Below are 20,329 nucleotides of genomic sequence, written 5' to 3'. Positions count from 1 at the left end.
CCAGTCTAGTTCAGGCGCCCGGATGCGGCCAAAGCACCGGCCAGAGCGCTCTCGATCTCTTTGGGAAAGTCACGGCCTTTCTTATGCAATCCTGCCGCGACCCAGCCCACCATATGGCCTCGTGCACCAATGCCATTTGCGCGCACTTCGGTCGGGCAGGTCTGTTCCTTCTGAACCAGGGACATCGCTTTTTCGACCTCGTGATCGGACAAAACCATTTTGACAGCGCTGATGATATCCATCGACATCTGAAGAGTCTGATGTTCCATCCTGTGCGCCGCGCCCGACAAAAGCCGGGTACAAAAGGCCGATAGGAAATACCAACGAAAGATCGAAAACACCCGATCCTGGAACTCGGTCGGGTGCTCTTGGGTGACCCTCGCTGTCTGTGCAATCCGTTCGAAAGCTGCCTCAGCCGCCTGAGAGGCTCGGCAAATCTGTGCCTCGCGCGACGTCACAGACGCAGCGATCAAAGCAGACGGGACAGTGGTACCAGCGGTTCCTAAGTTCATAATCGTCCTCCAGCTCTAACTCCTGCTGAAGACATGGGTACATCCAAAAACATTCGATTGTGATTTTTCGCCAAAAATTCCCTAAAGTGTTAAATGACTGTCTTCACGAAAATGTCACAGAAAGACATTTAACGCAAACATTAGCTGCATCAGACGTCGGTCAATTCCCACCAAGTAGATTTCATGTCGCACAACAAATTAAGGCAAATCTGCAATTTGTTTCCAAATTGGCTCTTAGAATGGACATGTTCTGACAATAGTTCTGCCCATTTCGCCGGATACTGATGATCAATCCCGCAATTCAGTTGACCAGTATTGTTGTAACGAGGGGGTACGAGCGGGAATAGGGGGTGAGCGCCTGCCAAGCCCGACTCGCCCAAGGGCAGGCCAGCTCCCCCGCATGCAGATCTTTCACCAGTTTCAGAAACCGTCTGAAAAGCTGCACCACAGAGGTCGCTGCTTTGCCAGATCGCCTGTCAACGACAGGCACATCCGCCTGTTTCGTTCCACTTTTTCACGACCTTGAGTGAGGTCGTGACATGAAAAACGCCGCCCCAACTTGGGGCGGCGCGTCTTACCTTGAGCAATGGAGGCTTATTCAGCCGCCTGCGCCACCTCGCTCTTGTCGCGCAGACCGTCGCGGAACAATGCCTTGGCCAGCGCCACCATCATCAGCCCCATCACCATGGTGAAGGGCAACGCGCCGATGATCATTGCGTTGCGCAGCGCATCCAGCGGGTTGTTGTCACCAGCCGCCAGGATCAGCGTACCGATCACAGCCGTCAGGATCAGGCCCCAGATGATACGGTGCTTAATGCCAGTCTCTTGGCTGCCGCCCGACATGATCGTGTTCATAACCAGAATACCCGAGTCCGCAGAGGTCACCAGGAAGGTCATGATCAGGATCACGCACATCACGTTCAGCATCGACAGCAGACCGCCGTCAATCATGTAGGACAGGGTCACGAACAGCTTGTTGGTATTCGACGCACCGATGATCGCGCCTTCCGCTGCACCAGCCAATTCCAGATCAATCGCGGTACCACCCAGAACGGTCATCCATGCAAAGCACACCAGCGCCGGTGCGAACACACAGCCCAGGATGAACTCACGCACCGAGCGACCCTTGGAGATACGCGCCAGGAACAGGCCCACGAAGGGCGAGAAGGCGATCCACCAAGCCCAGTAGAACGTGGTCCAGCCGGCTTGCCAGCCGAACTGACGGCCCTGCTCACCTGCAGCATAGGCTGCGGCCAGCGTCGCTTCGTCCAGCTCAGCCGCTGCGCCTTCCAGACCGCTCTTGAAGCCGTCAAAGCTGCCCCAAGCATTCGTCGCACCACCCATCAGCGCATCCGCATGGGCCTGCGCCTCGGCCGGCAAGGCCGCTGCAAAAGCTTCAGCTGAAAGCGGGCCATAGGCACCAAAGCTCAGCGATACGAAGTGCAGGATATAGTCGACCATTGCCGTACCATAGGTGGTCATCGCGAAGACAAACGAGCCAAACACAACGAACGTACCCAGCAGGATGATCGACAGAACAAGGTTCAGGTTCGACAGATATTTAACGCCCCGGCCGACACCCGACACCGCCGAGATGATCGACAGCCCCATGATGACAGCCAGACCCGAGATCAGACCCACTTTCGATGGTGTCGGAACCTCGCCGCCCAAGTCCATAATCCATTCCATACCAGTAATTGCGTACAGCCCATCGATGAACTGGCTTACGCCAAACCCGATCGTCACCGACACACCCAAGATGGTCGCGACCACGCCCAGCACATCAACCACGTGACCCAAGAAGCCGTTCATCAGCTTGCCGAACAGCGGCGTCAGCGCCGCGCGGATGGTCAATGGCATGTTGCGTGTATACGCGTAGTAGGCCAAAGATAGGCCGGTCACCACATAGATTGCCCAGGCGTGGAAACCATAATGCAGATAGGTGTAGCGATAAGCCGACTGCACAGCATCTGGCACGTTACCCGGGACGTCGCCCGCAACCACAACGGGGTTCGAACCCCACAGGCCCAGAGGCTCGGCTGTGGCGAACACCATCAGACCCACACCCAGACCGGCGCCAAACATCATCGAGAACCACGAGAAATTCGAGAACTCGGGCTTTTCGCCTGGCTGACCCATTACGCGCTTGCCCGTCGAAGGAAGAATCGCAATGACCGCCAGGAAGAAGAAAAACAAGCCAACGATGATGATGTAGAAGCTGTTGAACACTTCCAAGATTTGAGAGTTCCAGCTGCCCAGAGTGCTGTTGGCATTGGCCGGGAACACCAAAGCCCACAGCACCAGCGCAACCATGATGCCCTTACTGATTAGCGCAATCGGTACGCTATTGTTTTCATAAAAACCGCTATCCGCCGTTTTTATGTCCAAGTCCGTAAACGGGTCCTTTATCGACATCTACTTCCTCCGTGTTGTCGTTCGTTTTTGGGGAAAGCTACCGCGACCGGCGCGCTTCACCCAGAGATTTCGCAATTATGTGATAAATGAACTTTCCAGATCGGACGTGCCGCACGCTTTCCACCAATCGCCACCTGTTGATCCGACAATTCGATCTGCGTTGTGTGGAACAAGTCGCAGATCGCTATTGACCTGTGGTTTAATCTGGCAATCGGGGGTGAGGCTATGCCAATCCATCAATTTCCCTTTCGGCCATTTTCCGAATGTCAGCATTCGCTGTTGTTTTTTCGCCCGCCTGTCTGAGCCCCGTTGAAGAACACTCGAAACCGCGTGCATGACCCAATAAATTTGGTGAATGCGACTATAGCGTGCCCCGTGCGGGACATTAGACAGAACCGACATTTTTGTCGTTTTTGGCGACATCCACCGAAATCGTGACCGTAAAATTCATCTAATTGGCGAGGCAATCTGGCATTCAACCCCAAATAAACTAATACTCGATTGAAATGATCTAACGCGACCACGAAAGCTGATTCTTAAGCCAACATGTCCAGACGCCACTATAACCTTCCGCCCCTTACCACCTTATCCGCCTTCGAAGCCGCCGCACGGCATCTCAGCTTCAAAAACGCAGCTGAAGAATTGTCTGTCACCCCAGGGGCGGTCAGCCATCAGATCAAAGCGCTCGAGGGGGACTTGAACGCCGTCCTTTTCCAACGCAAGCATCGGGGTGTGGATCTGACAGAAGACGGAAAAGCCCTGTTTGAGACTCTGTCGTCGTCCTTTACCAAAATCTCCAAGACACTGGCGACAATCCGGGACCAGGCCGCAATCGGCAAGGTGACAGTGGGATCAACAACGGCCGTTGCTGCATTATGGCTTTCTCCAGCAGTGATCCGGTTTTGGCGCGAAAAGCCTGAGATAAATGTCGACCAACTATCGCAGGACCGGCCTTTTCGCGACAGGCCCGATATTGATTTCTTCATCCGTTATGGTCGTGACAGCGATCAAAGCCTCTCACACACCCCCTTGTTTCGCGACCACCTTGTGCCCGTAGCCAGCCCGGACATAGCCGAACGCCTGGTTGACGCATCACTGGAAGACCTCGCCGCCGAGCGCCTGATCCATTTGGACTCAGATGATCGCAGCTGGACCACATGGCCGGAATGGTTCCATCAAATGGGTCACAATGGTGCGATCCCAATCGACTCGCGCGTGAACAGCTATTCGGTTGCGTTGCAATTGGCCCGCAAGGGGGCTGGTCTGGCGCTGGGTTGGCGACGGCTGATCCAACCGATGCTGCAATCGGGTAAATTGGTCATCATCGGCCCTCATAGGTTGACCGCACCCAACCAATTCTACCTTGTTGGGCGCCCCGACAACGAGTTGTCAGAGAGCGCTCGCGCACTGAAGAACTGGATCTTGCAAGAGGTAGAGGACGGCTCGGTTTAGATCAGATAACTCTCTGATGAGGTTTTCTGATATTGAGACGCCCGCACGCCTTCCCCAATACGGTTAAAACCAATCTTAGGAGAGCCCGATGAACAAGCATAGCCCTCTGTCCTCCGTTCTGGCCGACGTGAATATCGCCAACGGTCTGCCGAATGAACACTATGTCGACCCTGCAGTTTTTGCCGAGGAACGGAAATCGGTTCTTTATGCGAATTGGTCCGGGGTTGGCTTCGGTAAGGACGTACCCGAGGAGGGTGATGCCAAACCTGTGGACTTTCTGGGCATGCCCCTGCTGATCGTACGCGATCGCGACGGCGAAATCGGCGTATTTCAGAACACCTGCCGTCACCGCGGCATGATCCTGGTGGACACTCCTCGCAAGATCGGAGGCGCGATCCGCTGCCCCTATCACAGCTGGTGCTACAGCCTGAAGGGTGAGCTGCGCGCAACCCCTCATGTGGGCGGACCCGGTCACAACACCCATGAAGACGTTGACCGCAGTGATCTAGGACTGGTCCGCGTGCGGTCCTACGTCTGGCGCGATGTGATCTTTGTGAACGTCGACGGCAACGCCCCAGCGTTCGAAGACGCCCACGCCGCTCTTCTTGAGCGCTGGAAGGAGTTCGACCAGCCCGTTCATCACGGCGGCGAGACGTCCTCGTTCAAGCTTGAGGTCAAGACAAACTGGAAGCTGGCGGTCGAGAACTATTGCGAAAGCTATCACCTGCCGTGGGTTCATCCCGGTCTGAACAGCTATTCCCGGTTGGAAGATCACTACAACATCGAAGCACGCGGGCACTATTCCGGTCAGGGCACGTTGGTTTATCGCCAACTCACCGATCAGGATGGGGCAACTTTCGAAGATTTTCCGGGCCTCAGCGAGAAATGGGACGAGGGTGCCGAATATATCGCTCTTTATCCCAATGTTCTGCTGGGCGTGCAGCGCGACCACGCTTTTGCCATCGTGTTAGAACCTGTCGATCAGGAAAACACCGTCGAACACATTGAACTGTACTACGCAAAAAGCATTGAAGATACGCCGCAGCATGACGGGTTGCGCGCCTCGAACGCGCAGCTTTGGAAGACGGTATTCGAAGAGGATGTCTTTGTTGTAGAAGGCATGCAAAAGGGTCGCCATGGTGTTCTGTTTGACGGCGGACGGTTCTCGCCCGCGATGGACGGACCGACGCATAATTTCCACCATTGGGTCGCAACGCAGATCGAAAACGGTCGCGCGGATTGAAACTGCGGACCGGTCGGTTTTCAATGGCCGGTCCCGACGGAGGTTCGATGGACAAGTCCAAGCTGGATCACCTGCTGCTCGAGGCCCATGCTCGCGATGATCACGACGCGCTGATCCGCTATTACACCTTGGCTGCAGACGAACGCGAGGCCGCGCGGGACACCGACGCGGCCTGTTTCTATCTGACCCATGCGTTTGTTTTTGCGCTGGAATCCGGCGCGCCCGAGGCAGATACCCTGAACGCAAGACTGGCCGCCCATGGGCGCGCGCACCGGTTGGATTTTTCGGATTAGCCTCAGGTTAACCCAGCTCAACCCAGATTGAAATTATTCTCCGTTGTCCGCGCGACGTCCTTGGTGACAGAAAGCGCAAAGAACCCAACTTGGATATTGCAGGCACATGAGAACGAATGCACAGGCAGTGGTGATTGGTGGCGGGGTGATCGGGTGCTCGATCCTCTATCATCTGACCAAACTCGGATGGTCGGATGTCGTCCTGTTGGAACGGGATGAGTTGACCTCGGGCTCAACGTGGCACGCGGCGGCGAACATCCACGGGCTGCATGACAGCACAAATATCAGCCGCATTCAGCACTATACAATGAACCTTTATAACGCATTGGAAGCCGAAACGGGCCAAAGCTGCGGCGTGTTCCAGCCCGGCTCGCTGTATCTGGCGCAGACCGAAGAGCGCGAACATCAACTTCGCCTGCAGGCCGCAAAGGCCAAGCTCTATGGCATGAACTTCTATGAGATCAGCATTGAAGAGGCCCAACGCCTGAACCCGCTGGTCAATTACGATGGTATCCGCTGCGTAATGTTCGAACCTGATGGTGGCAATGTGGACCCGTCGGGCGTAACCAATGCATATGCGGTGGGTGCGCGTCAGCGCGGTGCCGAGATCCACCGCTTTACCCCCGTGACCGCGACCGAACACCAGGAAGACGGTACCTGGATCGTGCGCACACCCAAGGGCGACATCAAAACCCCTTGGGTGGTGAATGCCGCTGGCTTGTGGGGTCGTGAGGTCGCAAAACTGGCTGGGATCGAACTGCCACTGCAACCAACCGAGCACCAGTATTTCGTCACCGAAGCCATGCCGGATGTGCAGGCGCATGGCGCCCGCCTGCCCTCGGTCTCGGACCGGGATGGCGAGTACTATTTGCGTCAGGAAGGCAACGGTTTGCTGGTCGGGGCCTATGAGAAAGACATGAAGTTCTGGGCCGAGGACGGCACGCCGCTGGACTTCGCTCATGACCTGTTCCCCGATGATCTGGAGCGGATCGAAGAGAACATGATGAACGCCATCGAGCGCCTGCCCGCCGTGGGCGAGGCCGGGGTCAAGCGCGTTATCAACGGCCCGATGATCTGGTCTCCGGACTCTAACGTGCTGATGGGGCCAGTACCCGAGGTGGACGGTTATTTTTGCTGCAACGGCATCATCCCCGGCTTCTCGCAGTCGGGCGGCATGGGCCTGATGGCCGCGCAGTGGATCATCGAAGGCGAAACCCAATACGACATGTTCGCCTGGGACATGGCCCGCTTTGACACCTGGGCGACAAAGGAATTCACCAAAGCCAAGGTGCGCGACCAATACGCCCACCGTTTTGCGATTCACTTCCCGAACGAGGAGCGCAGCGCAGGCCGCCCTGCCCGCGTGCGCCCGATCTACGAAACCCAAAAGGCCATGGGTGCGGTCTTTGGCCTGAATGTCGGGTGGGAGCATCCGCTTTGGTTCGCGGATGAGTCGGGCACGGTGGATACCAACGGCTTTACCCGCCAGAACTGGTGGGCCCCTGTGGGCGAAGAATGCAAGATGCTGCGCGAGCGTGCGGGCATCATCGATATCTCGAACTTTGCCAAATACATCTGCAAAGGCCCCGGCGCGGCGGATTGGCTGAACGCAGTCTTTGCCAACACTATGCCAAAGGCGGTTGGCCGCTCTTGCCTGACACCTCTGATCTCGAAACGCGGTGGGATTGCAGGCGACTTTACTGTCACCCGCGTGGCCGAGGACGAATTCTGGATCATCGGCTCGGGTATGGCCGAGCGGTATCACAAACGCTTTTTCAAGCAGGTTCCACTGCCCGAAGGCACCACATTCGAAAGCCACACCGAAGCGATTTGCGGCTTTAACGTCGCCGGTCCGAAATCACGTGAGATCCTGCACCGCTTGACCAACACCTCGCTGGCAACCGAGGATTTCCCGTTCATGCGTTCGGCGATGATCGAGCTTGCAGGCGTCGAAGTTCTGGCCCTTCGCGTGTCCTTCACCGGTGACCTGGGGTGGGAGTTGCATTGCAAGACCGAAGATCAGGCGCAGCTTTATGAGGCGCTGCTGGAAGCGGGCAAAGACTTCGACGCAGGTCCCGTTGGCAGCCGCGCGCTGATGTCGCTGCGGGTGGAAAAGGGCTACGGCTCGTGGAGCCGCGAATACAGCCCCGAATACTGGCCGCATGAGGTTGGGCTGGACCGCCTGTGCAAGTTCGACAAGGATTTCCTGAACAAAGAGGCCGCGCAAAAAGTGCTTGAAAACCCCGCCCGAGAACGGCTGGTTCTTCTGCATCTGGATGAGGCCGACGTGACCGCGTCCAACGCCGACGCGACCGGTGGTGAGCCGATTTTCAAAGGCGGCGCAGGCATCGGTCGTGTAACGTCGGGCACCTATGGCTACACGGTCGGCATGTCGCTAGCGCTTGGGTATGTCAAAAACGCCCAGCCCGGCGATGAGGTCGAGGTGATGGTGCTGGGCCGGCCGCACAAGGCCACCATCCTGCAAGAGCCTCCGTTCGACGCAAAAGGTGAAAAACTGCGCGCCTGATCAAACCGTGATCAGCCCCTGACCTAACGAGACCCTATCCACGCGCCCCACCCTGCCTATATCCTGAAACAACCATTTGGATCGTTTTGGGAGGGGCGGGGCGCGTGGAACATAAAACCGATATGCTGATCGTCGGCGCCGGGTTCTCGGGGCTGATTATGGCGATTGAGGCCCGCAAGCGCGGGATCACCGATATCACGATCCTTGAAAAAGCGAGCGATATCGGCGGCACATGGCGGGAAAACACCTATCCCGGCGTCGCGTGCGACGTGCCCTCGCACCTTTATTCCATGGCCACACACCTGAACCCGGACTGGAGCCGCGCCTATGCAGGCGGGGCCGAAATTCAGGCCTATCTGCGCAAGGTCGCGCAGGATGAAGGTTTGTACGACTTTTGCCAGTTCCAGCAGAAACTGAAATCCGCCCGGTGGGATGGCAGCCATTGGCAGGTTGAAACCGAAGGCGGGGACATCTGGTCCGCGCGCATTTTGGTCTCGGCCATCGGCGCGCTGCATGTACCCAACATCCCCGATATTCCCGGCGCAGACAGTTTTCCCGGCCCCAGCTTTCATTCTGCCCAATGGAATCACGAAACACCTTTGTCGGGTAAACGGATCGCGGTGATCGGCACCGGGGCCTCGGCGGTGCAATTCGTGCCCGAGATTGCGAAAATGGCCGGGCAGGTCACCATCTACCAGCGCAGCGCGCCTTACGTTCTGCCCCGGCCGGACGGCCCCATCGCACCATGGGTGCGCAGGTTGTACCAGCGCATGCCCTTGTTGCCGAAACTGCGGCGCAAGCTGATCTACATGGTGTTCGAATACCGCCACCGTGTTTTTCGCCGCGAAAAGGGAGCCGTCAATTTCGCCATGAAGATGTGGCGCACCGCGCTTGAAAAAGCCATCACTGACCCGGCCGAGCGCGAAAAGCTGACCCCCGCCTATCAGATCGGCTGCAAGCGCATCCTCAGCTCGAACGATTGGTACCCCACCCTTGCGCGCGACAACGTTACGGTGGTGCCGCATCGCGTGACCAAAATCGAGGGCGACCAGATTACCGCCGCCGATGGGTCACAGGCGCAGGCTGATATTCTCATCTGGGGCACGGGGTTTCACGTTACCGACATGGTCGACTATCTGAACATCTCCGGCGCGGATGGGCTGAGCCTGCGCGACGCCTGGGGCGAGGGGATGCAGGCCAATCTGGGGACTGCGATTGCCGGATTCCCGAACTTCTTCATACTGCTTGGGCCGCATACCGGGCTGGGGCATAACTCGGTCGTTCTGATGATCGAAGCGCAAGTCCGCCATATTGGCCGCGTTCTGGACGAGATGCAGCGCGGTGGTCTGCATGCAATCACTCCTGACGCCTCCAGACAGGCCGCCTTTGAACAAGAGATGCAAGACCGGCATACGGACAGCATCTGGCAGACGGGTGGCTGCGCTTCGTGGTATCAGGATGCCGAGGGGCGCAACACAACCCTCTGGCCCGGTACCGTGTCCGAATTTGAAAAGCGCATGGCCCAATCAGGTCTGGAGCATTACCACCCCCTCCCATCCCAAAGCGGAGACCATTGAGATGACCTTTCTGATTATCGTTCTTTTCGTTGCTGTATTTTTTGGCGCGATGAACCTGTGGACCCGTAAGCTGACCCGGGACGGCAGCAGACGTGTCCCGCAACTGGGGCAGATCCAACCTGTGCGCGGCGGCAGCATCCACTATGTCGAAAAAGGCGATCCATCCAATCAGAGCCTTGTCCTGATCCACGGCCTCACCGGGCAGCTTCAGCACTATACTTATGCGTTGGTGGATATGCTCGCGGATGACTACCATGTCATCGCTGTCGATCGGCCCGGATGCGGGTATTCAACCCGCGAGTCCGCCGATCTGGGGCGCCTGCCCGAACAGGGCCGCATGATCCAGGAGTTTCTGGATATCAAGGGCGTGTCCGACCCGGTTCTGGTCGGCCATTCGCTGGGCGGCGCGGTTTCTCTGGCGATGGCGCTGGATTACCCTGAAAAGGTCAAGGCACTGGCGCTTCTGGCTCCGCTGACGCAGGTGATGCCCGGCCCGCCGCCCGTGTTCAAACCGCTCGAAATTCGGACCGAATGGTTGCGCAATTTCATCGGTAATACGATTGCCGTCCCCATGGCCGCCAAGACCGCCCCTCATGCTCTCAGCGCTGTCTTCGACCCCGAACCGGCACCGGATGATTTCCTGGACCGCGCCGGCGGCGCATTGGGTCTGCGACCATCAGCCTTCATCACCGCCTCTCAGGACGTTGTCGGCATAGACGATAGCCTTGAGGCACAAGTGGCCCGCTATCCAGACCTCAAAGTACCCGGAGGCATTCTATACGGCGCACAGGACGCCATCCTGTCCCCCACTGCCCACGGCGCGCCGATGACGCAATATGGTCTGACCAACGAACAGATCGAAGGGTTGGGCCACATGATCCTGATCACCGCGCCCGACGCATGCGCCACCTTTATCCGCAGCATCGCAGAAGGCGCTGTCAACCCGAACCAATCCGCATCCGAAACCGGTTGAGGCCCGGCACAAAAAGAATCCGGTTTCAGGGAGATTTCCCTCTTGACCCTCTCGGGCCCCTCCCTTAAATCGCCTCTCACCCATGGCGGAGTAGCTCAGTTGGTTAGAGCAGCGGAATCATAATCCGCGTGTCGGGGGTTCAAGTCCCTCCTCCGCTACCACACCCCCCACTCTAGATTCTCTGTTTGGAATGAAGGCGCTTACACGCCAATGACAGCATCGATGATGTTGGCGAACTGGACCGCGTTTCTTTTCTCTGTGACCAGGACCCGCGAAACCATTGCGTCAGGCGGAACGCGTTCTGTATTTCGCAGCGAGCGCTTTTTTGGAGTTAACCGCGATTTGTTTGCCAGTCATGTCCTTGCACCTTGCGAGTTCATTGGCGCGGTCGGCGGGCACCTGCTAGGCTAGACCAGTGATTGTGCCCACCGACTCGCGTTCGACACAGCAGCAATCAATTCAGCCAACCCTACATGGTGCAATCCGCCCTGAATGACGGGACGTCCGCTGCCGAACATTTCAGTGTTTGCTGTTCTCATATCAGAACTCCCGGGCACCTCAGCCTGGCAATTACTTCTCGATCCAAGCCGCAGAAAACACTCGTTGAAAGCTCGCCCATTGGAAAGGCAGCGTCAAAAAAAACCTGCCCAAAAGGGGCAGGTTTGCGTGATCAGAATTTGCGTGTGCATACTCTGATATTTGGTCAGAGGCTTACTCTGCAGCCACGCTTTGACGTACATCTCCGCGACTTCTCCAGCGGAAGTAGAACATGAACGGCAAAACTACGAGGTACATTGTGATCGAATACAGCGCGGATGGCAGCGCCATCGGCACGTCACTCAGCGATGTGCTGGTGCCGGTGATCACAATCGCCAGCGTAATGCCCAAGGGCGAGTTCTGAACGCTGGTTTCAATGCCAACCGTTTTGCCTTCGGTCTTGCTGAGGCCAAGGATTTTACCAAACGCCAGACCAAGCAACATCAGCACCAGCGGCAGCGTCATGGTCGAATAGCCCAGCGTCGGCATGTAGGTGATGATCAGTTCGCGGTTGGCTGCGAACAGCGCCAGAATTAGAACGGCCCAGAAGATGACGGCGACGTTCTGCAGGGGGTTTTCAAGGCGACGGGCCAAACCGTTGAAGAAGTGGCGCACGATGATACCGGTCAGAACAGGCAGCGTTGTCACCAGGAAGGTAAAGATCGCGATCTCGAAGAACGAGAAGTCAGGCGCGCTTTCCCCCATGAAATACAGCACCGACCAGGTGGCCAGCGGCGGTACGGTAAGGAAGGCCATAACGCTGGTGACAGCGGTCATCGACACCGACAGGGCCAGATCGCCGCGTGAAAGCTTGGTGATCACGTTGCTGCTGACGCCGCCGGGGCAGAAGCTGAGCAACATCAGACCAGCGGCCATGACAGGCGGCAGGCTGAACGCCATGATGACGCAAAACGCCGCGATTGGCAGCAGGACGATTTGTGAAATGGCACCGATGGCGAAGGCGGTGCGGCGACGGAACACACGGCGGAAGTCGTCGATCTCAAGACCAAGCCCCAGTGAGAACATGATGAAAGCCTGCGCCGCAGGCACCACCACGTTGATTGCGAAATCCATTGTTTTCCTCCCTCTTTAGGAAAACGGGCCCGCCTGTTTCGCCTCCCACGACGCTAAAACGGACCCGTTGGGTGAGTGGTTTACATGTCCACGGTGAAAGTGAACTGCCCCAAAGCGTGACGCATGGCGTCTTCACCGCTGGAAAGGGCCAGTTTTGCAACAATGCCGCGGCTCGAATCCTGCACCACCTCAAGTGATCCGATTTCGGCTGCGTGTTGACCCGCCAGTTCACGGATGGTGCGTTCGATTTCCATCATGTTCAGCGTGACCTTGTGGATTTTACCAACAGCAGTCACTGGCAGGGCGTCGAGGCTGATAAAGTCTTTCGGCACCGCCGCACGTTCCGAGACATGCTCTTGCGCAAAGGCGGCAAGATCGGACACATCCACATCGATACCCGCGGACTTCTGGAAGTACATCACTGGAACCTCTCCCACCTTGGCGTCGGGACGGCCGATTACGGCAGCCATGGCCACTGCAGGGTGCTTGTGCATCGTCTCTTCGACGATCTTGGGGTCGATATTGTGGCCGCCGCGGATGATCAGCTCTTTCTTGCGGCCGGTCATCCAGAAATACCCTTCGGCATCGCAGCGGGCCAGATCGCCGGTGTTGAACCAACGTTTGCCGTCCTGCTCCAGCCAGATGCCTTTGTTCTGGCTTTCGATCAGATAGCCGTCAAACACGTTCGGTCCGGTGATAAAGATCACCCCGGCCTCATCCACATCGGCCCAGCGAACGAATTCGTCATTGTCGTTCAGGATGCCGATCTTCATGTCCTGATAAGGGAAGCGCAGACCGATCGAGCCGATACGCGGATTGTCCGTGATGATCGGGTTCATGGACGAGGCCAGAACGCCCTCGGTCATGCCATAGGCTTCAATGATCTTGACGCCGGTTTCATTGACGAAGGTGTTGAACAATTCGACCGGCATCGGTGCGGCACCACAGGCCCCAAAGCGCAACGAACTGAGGTCTTTGTCCTTATGTGGCACTTGCAGCAGAGCGCCATAGATGGTCGGCACGCCAGAATAGGAGCTGATGCCGTAATGTTCGACCATGTCCCAGAACCCGGCGATCACACCATCGCCGCGATAGCCTGAGGGAGAGGCCAGAACGACGTGGCCGCCATGCATCCAGGGCAACAGACCTGTCACCAGCATAGCGTTGGTGTGAAACAGCGGCAGACCACACAGCGCAGCGGTGCCGGGGCCAACATTCTCGGCACCAACGTACAGGCTGGGGCACCACGAGTTATAAACCTCGCCGAAATGGGTCCGGCGCACGATCTTGGGCAGGCCGGTGGTGCCACCGGTACACAGCATGGTCGAGGTGTCATCGGGTCCGGGGCCTTCGAAATCCAGACCATCGGCATTTTCACCTGCGATCTCGTCCAGCAGACGGGTCAGGGTGACATCGTCGCGGCCTTCGATGGTGGTCGAGACGGGCGGCAGCGGCAGTGTATCGGGCCACACGCCATCGCCTTTCATATAGGTGGCGAAGTTGACCAGCAGGATATGCTCCAGCGAGGGCACATCCTTGGCCGCAGCGCTGGCTTTTTCCCAGATATCGACGCCCGGTGTTTGCTCCAGCGTGATCAGAATCTTGACGCCCGCGCCTTTCAGCAGATCGGCCATCTGATCGGCTTCCATCAACGGGTTGATCGCCAGAATGCCACCAGCCGCACTGCCACCCCAGATGGCGAAATGCGTCTCGGGCATGTTGGGCAGGATAAATGCCGCCACATCGTCACGACCCAAACCCATCCGACGCAGCGCGTTGGCGGTTTGAGTGATACGCGCCAGCAGCTGCCCGTGGGTCAGCGTATAGGGCGTGCGCATCGCGGCCGCGCTCAGGAAAAAACTGAGCGCAGGCGCGTCAGGGTTGATGGCCGCCCCTTTTTGCAGCGCCTCATAGGTGGTCTGCGGCAGAGTGCGATCCTGCAGAGGTGTCTGTTCGAACGCCAGAATCTCATCCATGTTTTTCAGAACAACGTTGGTGCTCATCTTCTTTCCTCTTGTTCCTGCGCACCGCGATCGGCGCGCAGTTTTGCGTTAGCTTGCAGCCTTAATCATGTCGGCGGCTTTTTCGGCGATCATCATGGTGGGCGCATTGGTATTGCCCGAGATCAGGTTCGGCATGATCGACGCATCGACTACGCGCAGCCCCTCAAGCCCACGTACCCGCAGCTGCGGATCAACCACGGCCATGTCATCGGTGCCCATTTTGCAGGTGCCAACCGGGTGATAGATCGTGTCTGCGCGCGATCGGATGTGCTGTTCCCAATCCGCGTCTGTCTTTGCGTTTTCGGTGCCGAACATCTCTTTCTTGCGGTATTTCGCCAGCGCCGGAGCCTCAAGAATCTCGCGCGTCAGTTTCGCACCTTTGATCATCGTTTCGAGATCACGGTCATCGGCCAAAAAGGCCGGATCAATGGCGGGCATGGCGAAAGGATCGGCGCTGTTCAGCGTGACCGAGCCCCGGCTTTCGGGGCGCAGTTTGCAGACATGGCAGCTGAAGCCGTAGCCATAGTGCAGCTTGCGCGAGTGATCATCGACCAGCGCAATTGTGAAATGAAGCTGCACGTCGGGGCGATCCAGATCAGGCGAGGTTTTCAGAAAAGCCGCGCCTTCTGCAAAGCAGGTGGCTGCCATCGACACGCCGGTTTTGCGCCAGCGGTTTATGTGACCCATCAGCTTCATGCCGCCCAAAAGGCCAATGCCGAAATTGTCGGTATCAGCCGATTTGTAGGCCAGCGTGAAGTCCATGTGATCCTGCAGGTTTTTGCCCACACCGAGAAGGTTGTGTCGCACCTCGATCCCGTGCTTTTCAAGATCTGCCGGGTCACCAACGCCGGACAGTTGCAGCAACTGAGGTGTCTTCAGCGCACCGCTGCACAGCAAGACCTCGCGCGTGGCTTTGACCTCGATATCGCGGCCCTTGCCATTTTCCTTGTAAACCACACCTGTCGCGCGTTTGCCGTCAAAGGTCAGACCTTTGGCATGCGCCTTGGTGATCACAGTCAGGTTCGGCCTGTCCATGACCGGGAACAGATAGGCCGCCGCGGCCGAGCACCGCTCGCCATTCTTGGCTTTGTCGTGGAACTGCGTGACCTGATAATAGCCAACGCCCTCATTGTCGCCGGTGTTGAAGTCCTCGCGCTCGCGAATCTGCAATTGCTTAGCGGCTTCGATAAAGTCCCGCGTCACCGGGCGAGGTTCTTTCTGGTCCGAAACCTGCAGCGGACCAGCCCCACCATGCATGTCGTCGCCGCCACGCTCGTTATTTTCTGATCGTTTGAAATAGGGAAGAACACTGTCCCAATCCCAGCCTTCGCAGCCCAGATTCGCCCATTCGTCATAATCCTCGCGCTGACCGCGCACGTACAACATGGCGTTGATCGCGCTGGACCCGCCCAGAACCTTACCGCGCGGCTGATACCCCTTACGGCCATTCAGCCCCGGCTGCTCGACGGTTTCAAAAGTCCAGTTGTTGATCTTGAATGGCTTACCCGGAAGCATGGCCACAACAGCGGCCGGCATGCGAACCAATATGCTGTCTCCGTTGCCGCCGCCCGCCTCAAGCAGGCACACACTTACATTCGGATCTTCCGACAGACGGTTGGCCAGCACACACCCTGCTGATCCCCCACCAACAATCACGTAGTCAAACTGCATCGCATTCCTCCCTGTCACCAAAATGGCCAAAGGGCTCGCTTCGCAATAGCGTCGCATCGGTCAATTGTTTGACACTTTCGGCCAAAGATGCGCCCTGATGAACAATCGGCGTTTGATTTGCTGGTTATTCCGAGCAGTAGCTATCCACCATGCGAGCGAATTCAGTGGAAACCCAATCGTTGAGTTCTAGAGCTTGGGGCGTTTGCGGAGCGCTGTCTTCCATGGCGTGAAAAACACCGTGGAATGTGCGGAAAGTTACGCTGCAAGCCGCTCGCTTCATGCGATCGGCCATCTCCTCGGCTTCGGCCTGCAAGATGTCCAGATCACCCACGTAACCAAGGCTAGGTGGCAGACCGGACACATCTTTGGCGCGCGCCGGAACAGCGTAGGGCGAGATATCGTAGCGCTTTTGCGTTCGTAGTTCTCGCAGCAACAAATGCCAGGCGAGCACCCCGTGTTCGCGTGTCCAAGTGATCTTGTTCTTTGGCAGCTTTGTCCAGTTGGATGCGCGGTCGTCGATCATTGGATAAAAAGGCATCATGAACGCGATCTTTGCGTCTCCGGAATCCCGCGCGCGCAATGCCGTCGACAGGACCAGCCCACCGCCCGAACTGTTCCCGGCCAGGATGAGCTTGTCCGCATCGCCGCCCAATTGCTTGGCATGATCACGCACCCAGAGCAGCGTATCATAGCAATCGTCGTGCCCTGCTGGGTAAGGTGCCTCAACCGATAGCCGGAATGCCGGTGCTACGATGATGCAGGGGCGCGACGCCATCAGGCGTTGAAATAATGCATGATGGCGTTCCGGCCAGCCTGTCGCGTATCCACCACCATGGAAGAACACCACAATGGGCAGCGGACCCTTGCAATTGGTGGGCTTGTAGATACGTACACGAACTTCAACGGTTCCATCCCGGCGCGGAATCATGACCGTTTCGTTGACCGCGTTTTCAAGCTGTTTTTCCGCTGCTTTCTTTCTGCCGCGGGTTGAGATTTTGAGCCCCGTTGGACTTTTGATGAGCCACATGGCCACCCGTTGACCAAAAGGGCGCGGGTCTGATTTAGGCATAGGAGATCCTGAATTTTCAAACGCTCAGAAATACTTAGGCGACGGGCAATTCCCCGCCGCCTTAAACTGCGACTGCTCGGTTACTGAGGCTGCGGGTTCGCACCACTATCCGATGGTTTCTGCTGGTCATTTGCGTCGAAATAGAGCGTGCCGAAAATCCAATCGAACAAGGGCAGAGTGATGTTGAAGTTGCCCTCAACCATCACGTCGCGATTGTGATGCACAGTGTGAAACAAACGCAGGTACGTCCAGCCGGGGATAAGTCGGAAAATGCGTTCAGTGACCGAACCACGCTGCAGGTGGTAGCTAAAATGCAGGACTTCATACAGCAGATAGCAAGAGGTCATCGTGATGAAGAACAGATAGCCGTAGTTACCCCCAAAGAGGAAGTAGGACACCAGACCTCCGGGGATTGAAATTGCCACCGTGGTCAGAACGAGCAGATAGATCGGGAAGATCACGACGCGCCAATCCAGGACCATCTGATATTCCATGTCCGTATCCACGAAAAAGGTGTGATGGTCGCCTGTGTGACGCTGATAAAACAGCTTGAAAAGCTTTGTTTTGTGATGCCCCCAATAGTTATGAGATGCCCACTCACCCAGATTATAGGCGACATAGGTCGCGACAACGAACCAAAGTTGGTAGAGCTTAAAATCCACCAGTTTGGTCGTACCCCACCAGATCAAAGATCCTGCGCCGATCACAACGACAGACAGGTGCAGCAGACCGCTGTAGTTTGGGCTTACCCCTGCGCGGTACTTGGCTCGAAACTTCTCTCTTGCTTCATCATTCATAACTGGGTCCTCCCTAACCAAAAGTTGCCAGTCAGAATATGCAGATTTGATATAGCTTCTAATTTATATTACTTAAGGATATTATCACTCTGGGAAATAACTAAGCTAATGCTAAGAAATCACGACCTGAATCTGCTTCCAGTCTTCGATATTTTGATGCGAGAACAGCACTTGTCCAAGGCAGCAGAGCGTCTGAACATGAGTCAACCTGCTGTCAGCAACGCGCTCAAACGACTGAGACAGGGATTCGATGACGAGTTGTTTGTACGCACCGGTCGAGGTCTAAAGCCGACGCAACGCGCACTTGATCTGCATGCCAAGGTTGCCCCTGCGCTCGTACAGATCAGAAGCAGTTTCGAAGACCAGGAGTTTTCTGCAGAGACGTTTTCCCGAACCATCGATGTCTCGATGAATCATGCAGTCGAACACATCTGGGGGCCCGTATTGATGAGGGAAGCCCGAAAGCAGGCGCCAAATCTAAAGTGGAGGGTACATCCAGATTACCTGGATGAAATTCCTGTGCGTCTCAAGGATGGAAGATTGGGATACGCGGTTGACTACACGCCTATGCCGGAAGACCACTTTGACTCGCTGCTGATATTGCGTGAGTCGCTTACGCTTATCAGTGCCGCCGATCATCCATGCGCAAAAACAGGAGTGTCGCTGGAAGAGTTTCAAACGCTGGCACATGTTTCGCTGGTGCGAAGGTTTGGTATTGTTCGCAGCCAGAACAGTCGACGAACTACCCCTTTGGAGTTTTTGTTGGGAAACTCGCTTCCGGCTCGCAATATCGCTCTGCAAATGTCGAGTTTTGTTTCCATCCCTGAAGTCGTTGCCGCAACCGACCTTATTGCTGTAGTCCCCACCCGTTTGGCCCGACCCTTGGTCGACGTCGGTTCGCTGGTTTCGCACAACCTTCCGTTCGACTATCCAGAAATCGAGGTGTGCCTATACTGGCACAAAAGCCGAAACACTGATCCGGGTCACGGGTGGCTTGTAGACTTACTGGCGCGATCAGCGGCAACGCTTGCAGAAACCAACAATTGACGTTGCCACTGTTAGCACGTCAGTTTGTTGTCTCCATATCGGGATGAATGTTTCAAACTGCCGGGCGAGTAGCCGTATTTTTTGGTAAAGGCTCTTACGAAGCTGGATGGCTCCGAATAGCCGGTTCTCCAAGCGACGGTTGAAACATCCAGGCCGGCCGTGCTCAGCAACTCATGCCCAATTGCCAGTTTCGCCTCTGTCTGGATCTTTCTGAAACTTGTCCCCTCCTTGGCAAGACGACGGCGCAACGTGCGTTCACTTGTCCCTAGCTTTGAAGCGATTGAAACGATTGTTGGATCGTTGTTGATTTCCAACAAAGTGGCTTCGCGGACTTGCGCCGTCATTTCCGGAATATCGGAGTTTTCCAGGTTTAGTAGGCTTCGGCATTGCCTCAGGCAATTCTCCATCGTTGCTGGGTTGTGCTGCGGCAAGGGCATATCAAGAAGCTTTTGGGGGAGGATGATCGAGTTTCTCCGACAACTCAGCGTGACGCTGATTCCGAGTTCAGTTTTTATTGCGGACGCGACCGCCGGATTATCCAGCGTGGTTTCAAAGACCACGCGCGACATAGAAAACCTGGGCAGAAACTGCGAGGTGAAGTTGCTAACAACCGTCAGGTGCCTTTCCAGCACAAAACTCTCGACTGCCTTTGGCAGACCGCTGATATCCAAATTTAGGGCAGGTGGATCTTCGAGCTCGTTTAGACGCAATCGGGCGATCACGAACGACAGGTTCGCGAAATCTATAGCCGTTTTTAGTCCAGCACGAAGAGTTGGGCTGCTCAAAATAGCATATCCCCAAATGCCAAAGACTTCGGGTCTGTAGCGGCGACCAATTTCAATTCCCATTCCAGGGCGGTCAGGCGCGTACTTGATGAAATTTTCTATCGCCGCAACTTCTTGCCCAAGCGTCACAGTCGCCTCGTTCTGGTAGAGATCGAAAGTGACCAGCCCGGTATCCTCCAGGCATTGTTCGGGAGTTACACCATATTTTGCTGCTTCCTCGCACAGGATGCGGATGCTGCCCGGTGATCGTTTCAGGGACGCGTTTTGCATGTTTTGAACCTAAACACTGTGGCCGATAATGTCAAAAAGATGTCCGCTGCCATCATCGAAAATTGATCCACAAAAACCGAAATT

General features: G+C 56.5%; 15 protein-coding genes and 1 tRNA gene. 8 read left to right on the top strand and 8 right to left on the bottom strand.

The annotated features are described in order from the left end of the window. Window positions 1-5: 5 nt before the first annotated feature. Window positions 6-512 (bottom strand): hypothetical protein, encoded by a 507-nt coding sequence (locus ACR0C5_RS14795; RefSeq protein WP_480877588.1) that lies wholly within the window; start codon window positions 510-512, stop codon window positions 6-8. Between the two features lie 594 nt (window positions 513-1,106). Then, window positions 1,107-2,927 (bottom strand): BCCT family transporter, encoded by a 1,821-nt coding sequence (locus ACR0C5_RS14790; RefSeq protein ID WP_170790774.1) that lies wholly within the window; start codon window positions 2,925-2,927, stop codon window positions 1,107-1,109. A 546-nt stretch (window positions 2,928-3,473) separates the two neighbouring features. Between ACR0C5_RS14790 and ACR0C5_RS14785 the strand changes: the two genes are divergently transcribed. From ACR0C5_RS14785 to ACR0C5_RS14755, 7 genes are all read left to right on the top strand, one after another. After that, window positions 3,474-4,379: a LysR substrate-binding domain-containing protein gene (locus ACR0C5_RS14785; RefSeq protein ID WP_170773978.1), complete on the top strand. Its 906-nt coding sequence runs from the start codon at window positions 3,474-3,476 to the stop codon at window positions 4,377-4,379. 88 nt (window positions 4,380-4,467) lie between these two features. Further along, complete coding sequence (locus ACR0C5_RS14780) at window positions 4,468-5,622, top strand: aromatic ring-hydroxylating oxygenase subunit alpha (protein ID WP_480877586.1); 1,155 nt, start codon at window positions 4,468-4,470, stop codon at window positions 5,620-5,622. A 47-nt stretch (window positions 5,623-5,669) separates the two neighbouring features. Further along, complete coding sequence (locus ACR0C5_RS14775) at window positions 5,670-5,915, top strand: hypothetical protein (RefSeq protein WP_170773974.1); 246 nt, start codon at window positions 5,670-5,672, stop codon at window positions 5,913-5,915. Window positions 5,916-6,021: 106 nt separating this feature from the next. Further along, window positions 6,022-8,442, top strand: coding sequence for a GcvT family protein (locus tag ACR0C5_RS14770; RefSeq protein WP_480877584.1), 2,421 nt, complete (start codon window positions 6,022-6,024; stop codon window positions 8,440-8,442). Between the two features lie 104 nt (window positions 8,443-8,546). Next, window positions 8,547-10,019, top strand: coding sequence for a flavin-containing monooxygenase (locus tag ACR0C5_RS14765; protein WP_480877582.1), 1,473 nt, complete (start codon window positions 8,547-8,549; stop codon window positions 10,017-10,019). 1 nt (window position 10,020) lies between these two features. Next, window positions 10,021-10,992 carry an alpha/beta fold hydrolase gene (locus ACR0C5_RS14760; RefSeq protein ID WP_170773968.1) on the top strand — a complete coding sequence of 324 codons (972 nt, stop codon included), beginning with the start codon at window positions 10,021-10,023 and terminating at the stop codon, window positions 10,990-10,992. Window positions 10,993-11,076: 84 nt separating this feature from the next. Beyond that, window positions 11,077-11,153, top strand: a tRNA-Met gene (locus ACR0C5_RS14755). A gap of 550 nt (window positions 11,154-11,703) precedes the next feature. Here the strand turns inward: ACR0C5_RS14755 and ACR0C5_RS14750 are convergent. From ACR0C5_RS14750 to ACR0C5_RS14730, 5 genes are all read right to left on the bottom strand, one after another. Beyond that, entirely contained in the window at window positions 11,704-12,603 is a 900-nt protein-coding gene (locus ACR0C5_RS14750) for a bile acid:sodium symporter family protein (RefSeq protein WP_170786845.1), read from the bottom strand. 80 nt (window positions 12,604-12,683) lie between these two features. Continuing rightward, on the bottom strand, window positions 12,684-14,606 hold the full coding sequence (locus ACR0C5_RS14745; RefSeq protein WP_480877579.1) for an acyl-CoA synthetase: 1,923 nt from the start codon (window positions 14,604-14,606) through the stop codon (window positions 12,684-12,686). A gap of 48 nt (window positions 14,607-14,654) precedes the next feature. Continuing rightward, window positions 14,655-16,277, bottom strand: a complete 1,623-nt coding sequence (locus ACR0C5_RS14740) for a GMC family oxidoreductase (RefSeq protein ID WP_480877577.1) — start codon at window positions 16,275-16,277, stop codon at window positions 14,655-14,657. 124 nt (window positions 16,278-16,401) lie between these two features. Continuing rightward, on the bottom strand, window positions 16,402-17,304 hold the full coding sequence (locus ACR0C5_RS14735; RefSeq protein WP_480877575.1) for an alpha/beta hydrolase: 903 nt from the start codon (window positions 17,302-17,304) through the stop codon (window positions 16,402-16,404). A 122-nt stretch (window positions 17,305-17,426) separates the two neighbouring features. Beyond that, window positions 17,427-18,143 (bottom strand): sterol desaturase family protein, encoded by a 717-nt coding sequence (locus tag ACR0C5_RS14730; protein WP_170786853.1) that lies wholly within the window; start codon window positions 18,141-18,143, stop codon window positions 17,427-17,429. A 108-nt stretch (window positions 18,144-18,251) separates the two neighbouring features. Here ACR0C5_RS14730 and ACR0C5_RS14725 point away from each other — a divergent pair, with 108 nt between their 5' ends. Next, window positions 18,252-19,190, top strand: coding sequence for a LysR substrate-binding domain-containing protein (locus ACR0C5_RS14725; RefSeq protein ID WP_480877573.1), 939 nt, complete (start codon window positions 18,252-18,254; stop codon window positions 19,188-19,190). 11 nt (window positions 19,191-19,201) lie between these two features. On the opposite strand, the gene ACR0C5_RS14720 is transcribed toward ACR0C5_RS14725, so the two are convergent. Next, a complete protein-coding gene (locus ACR0C5_RS14720; RefSeq protein WP_170786857.1) occupies window positions 19,202-20,245 on the bottom strand; it encodes an AraC family transcriptional regulator in 1,044 nt (347 codons plus the stop codon). Window positions 20,246-20,329: the final 84 nt, after the last annotated feature.

The sequence above is a fragment of the Ruegeria sp. N8 genome (assembly GCF_056531325.1).
The sequence above is the reverse complement of the archived record's forward strand: the minus strand, read 5'-3'. Positions and strand labels throughout refer to the sequence as shown.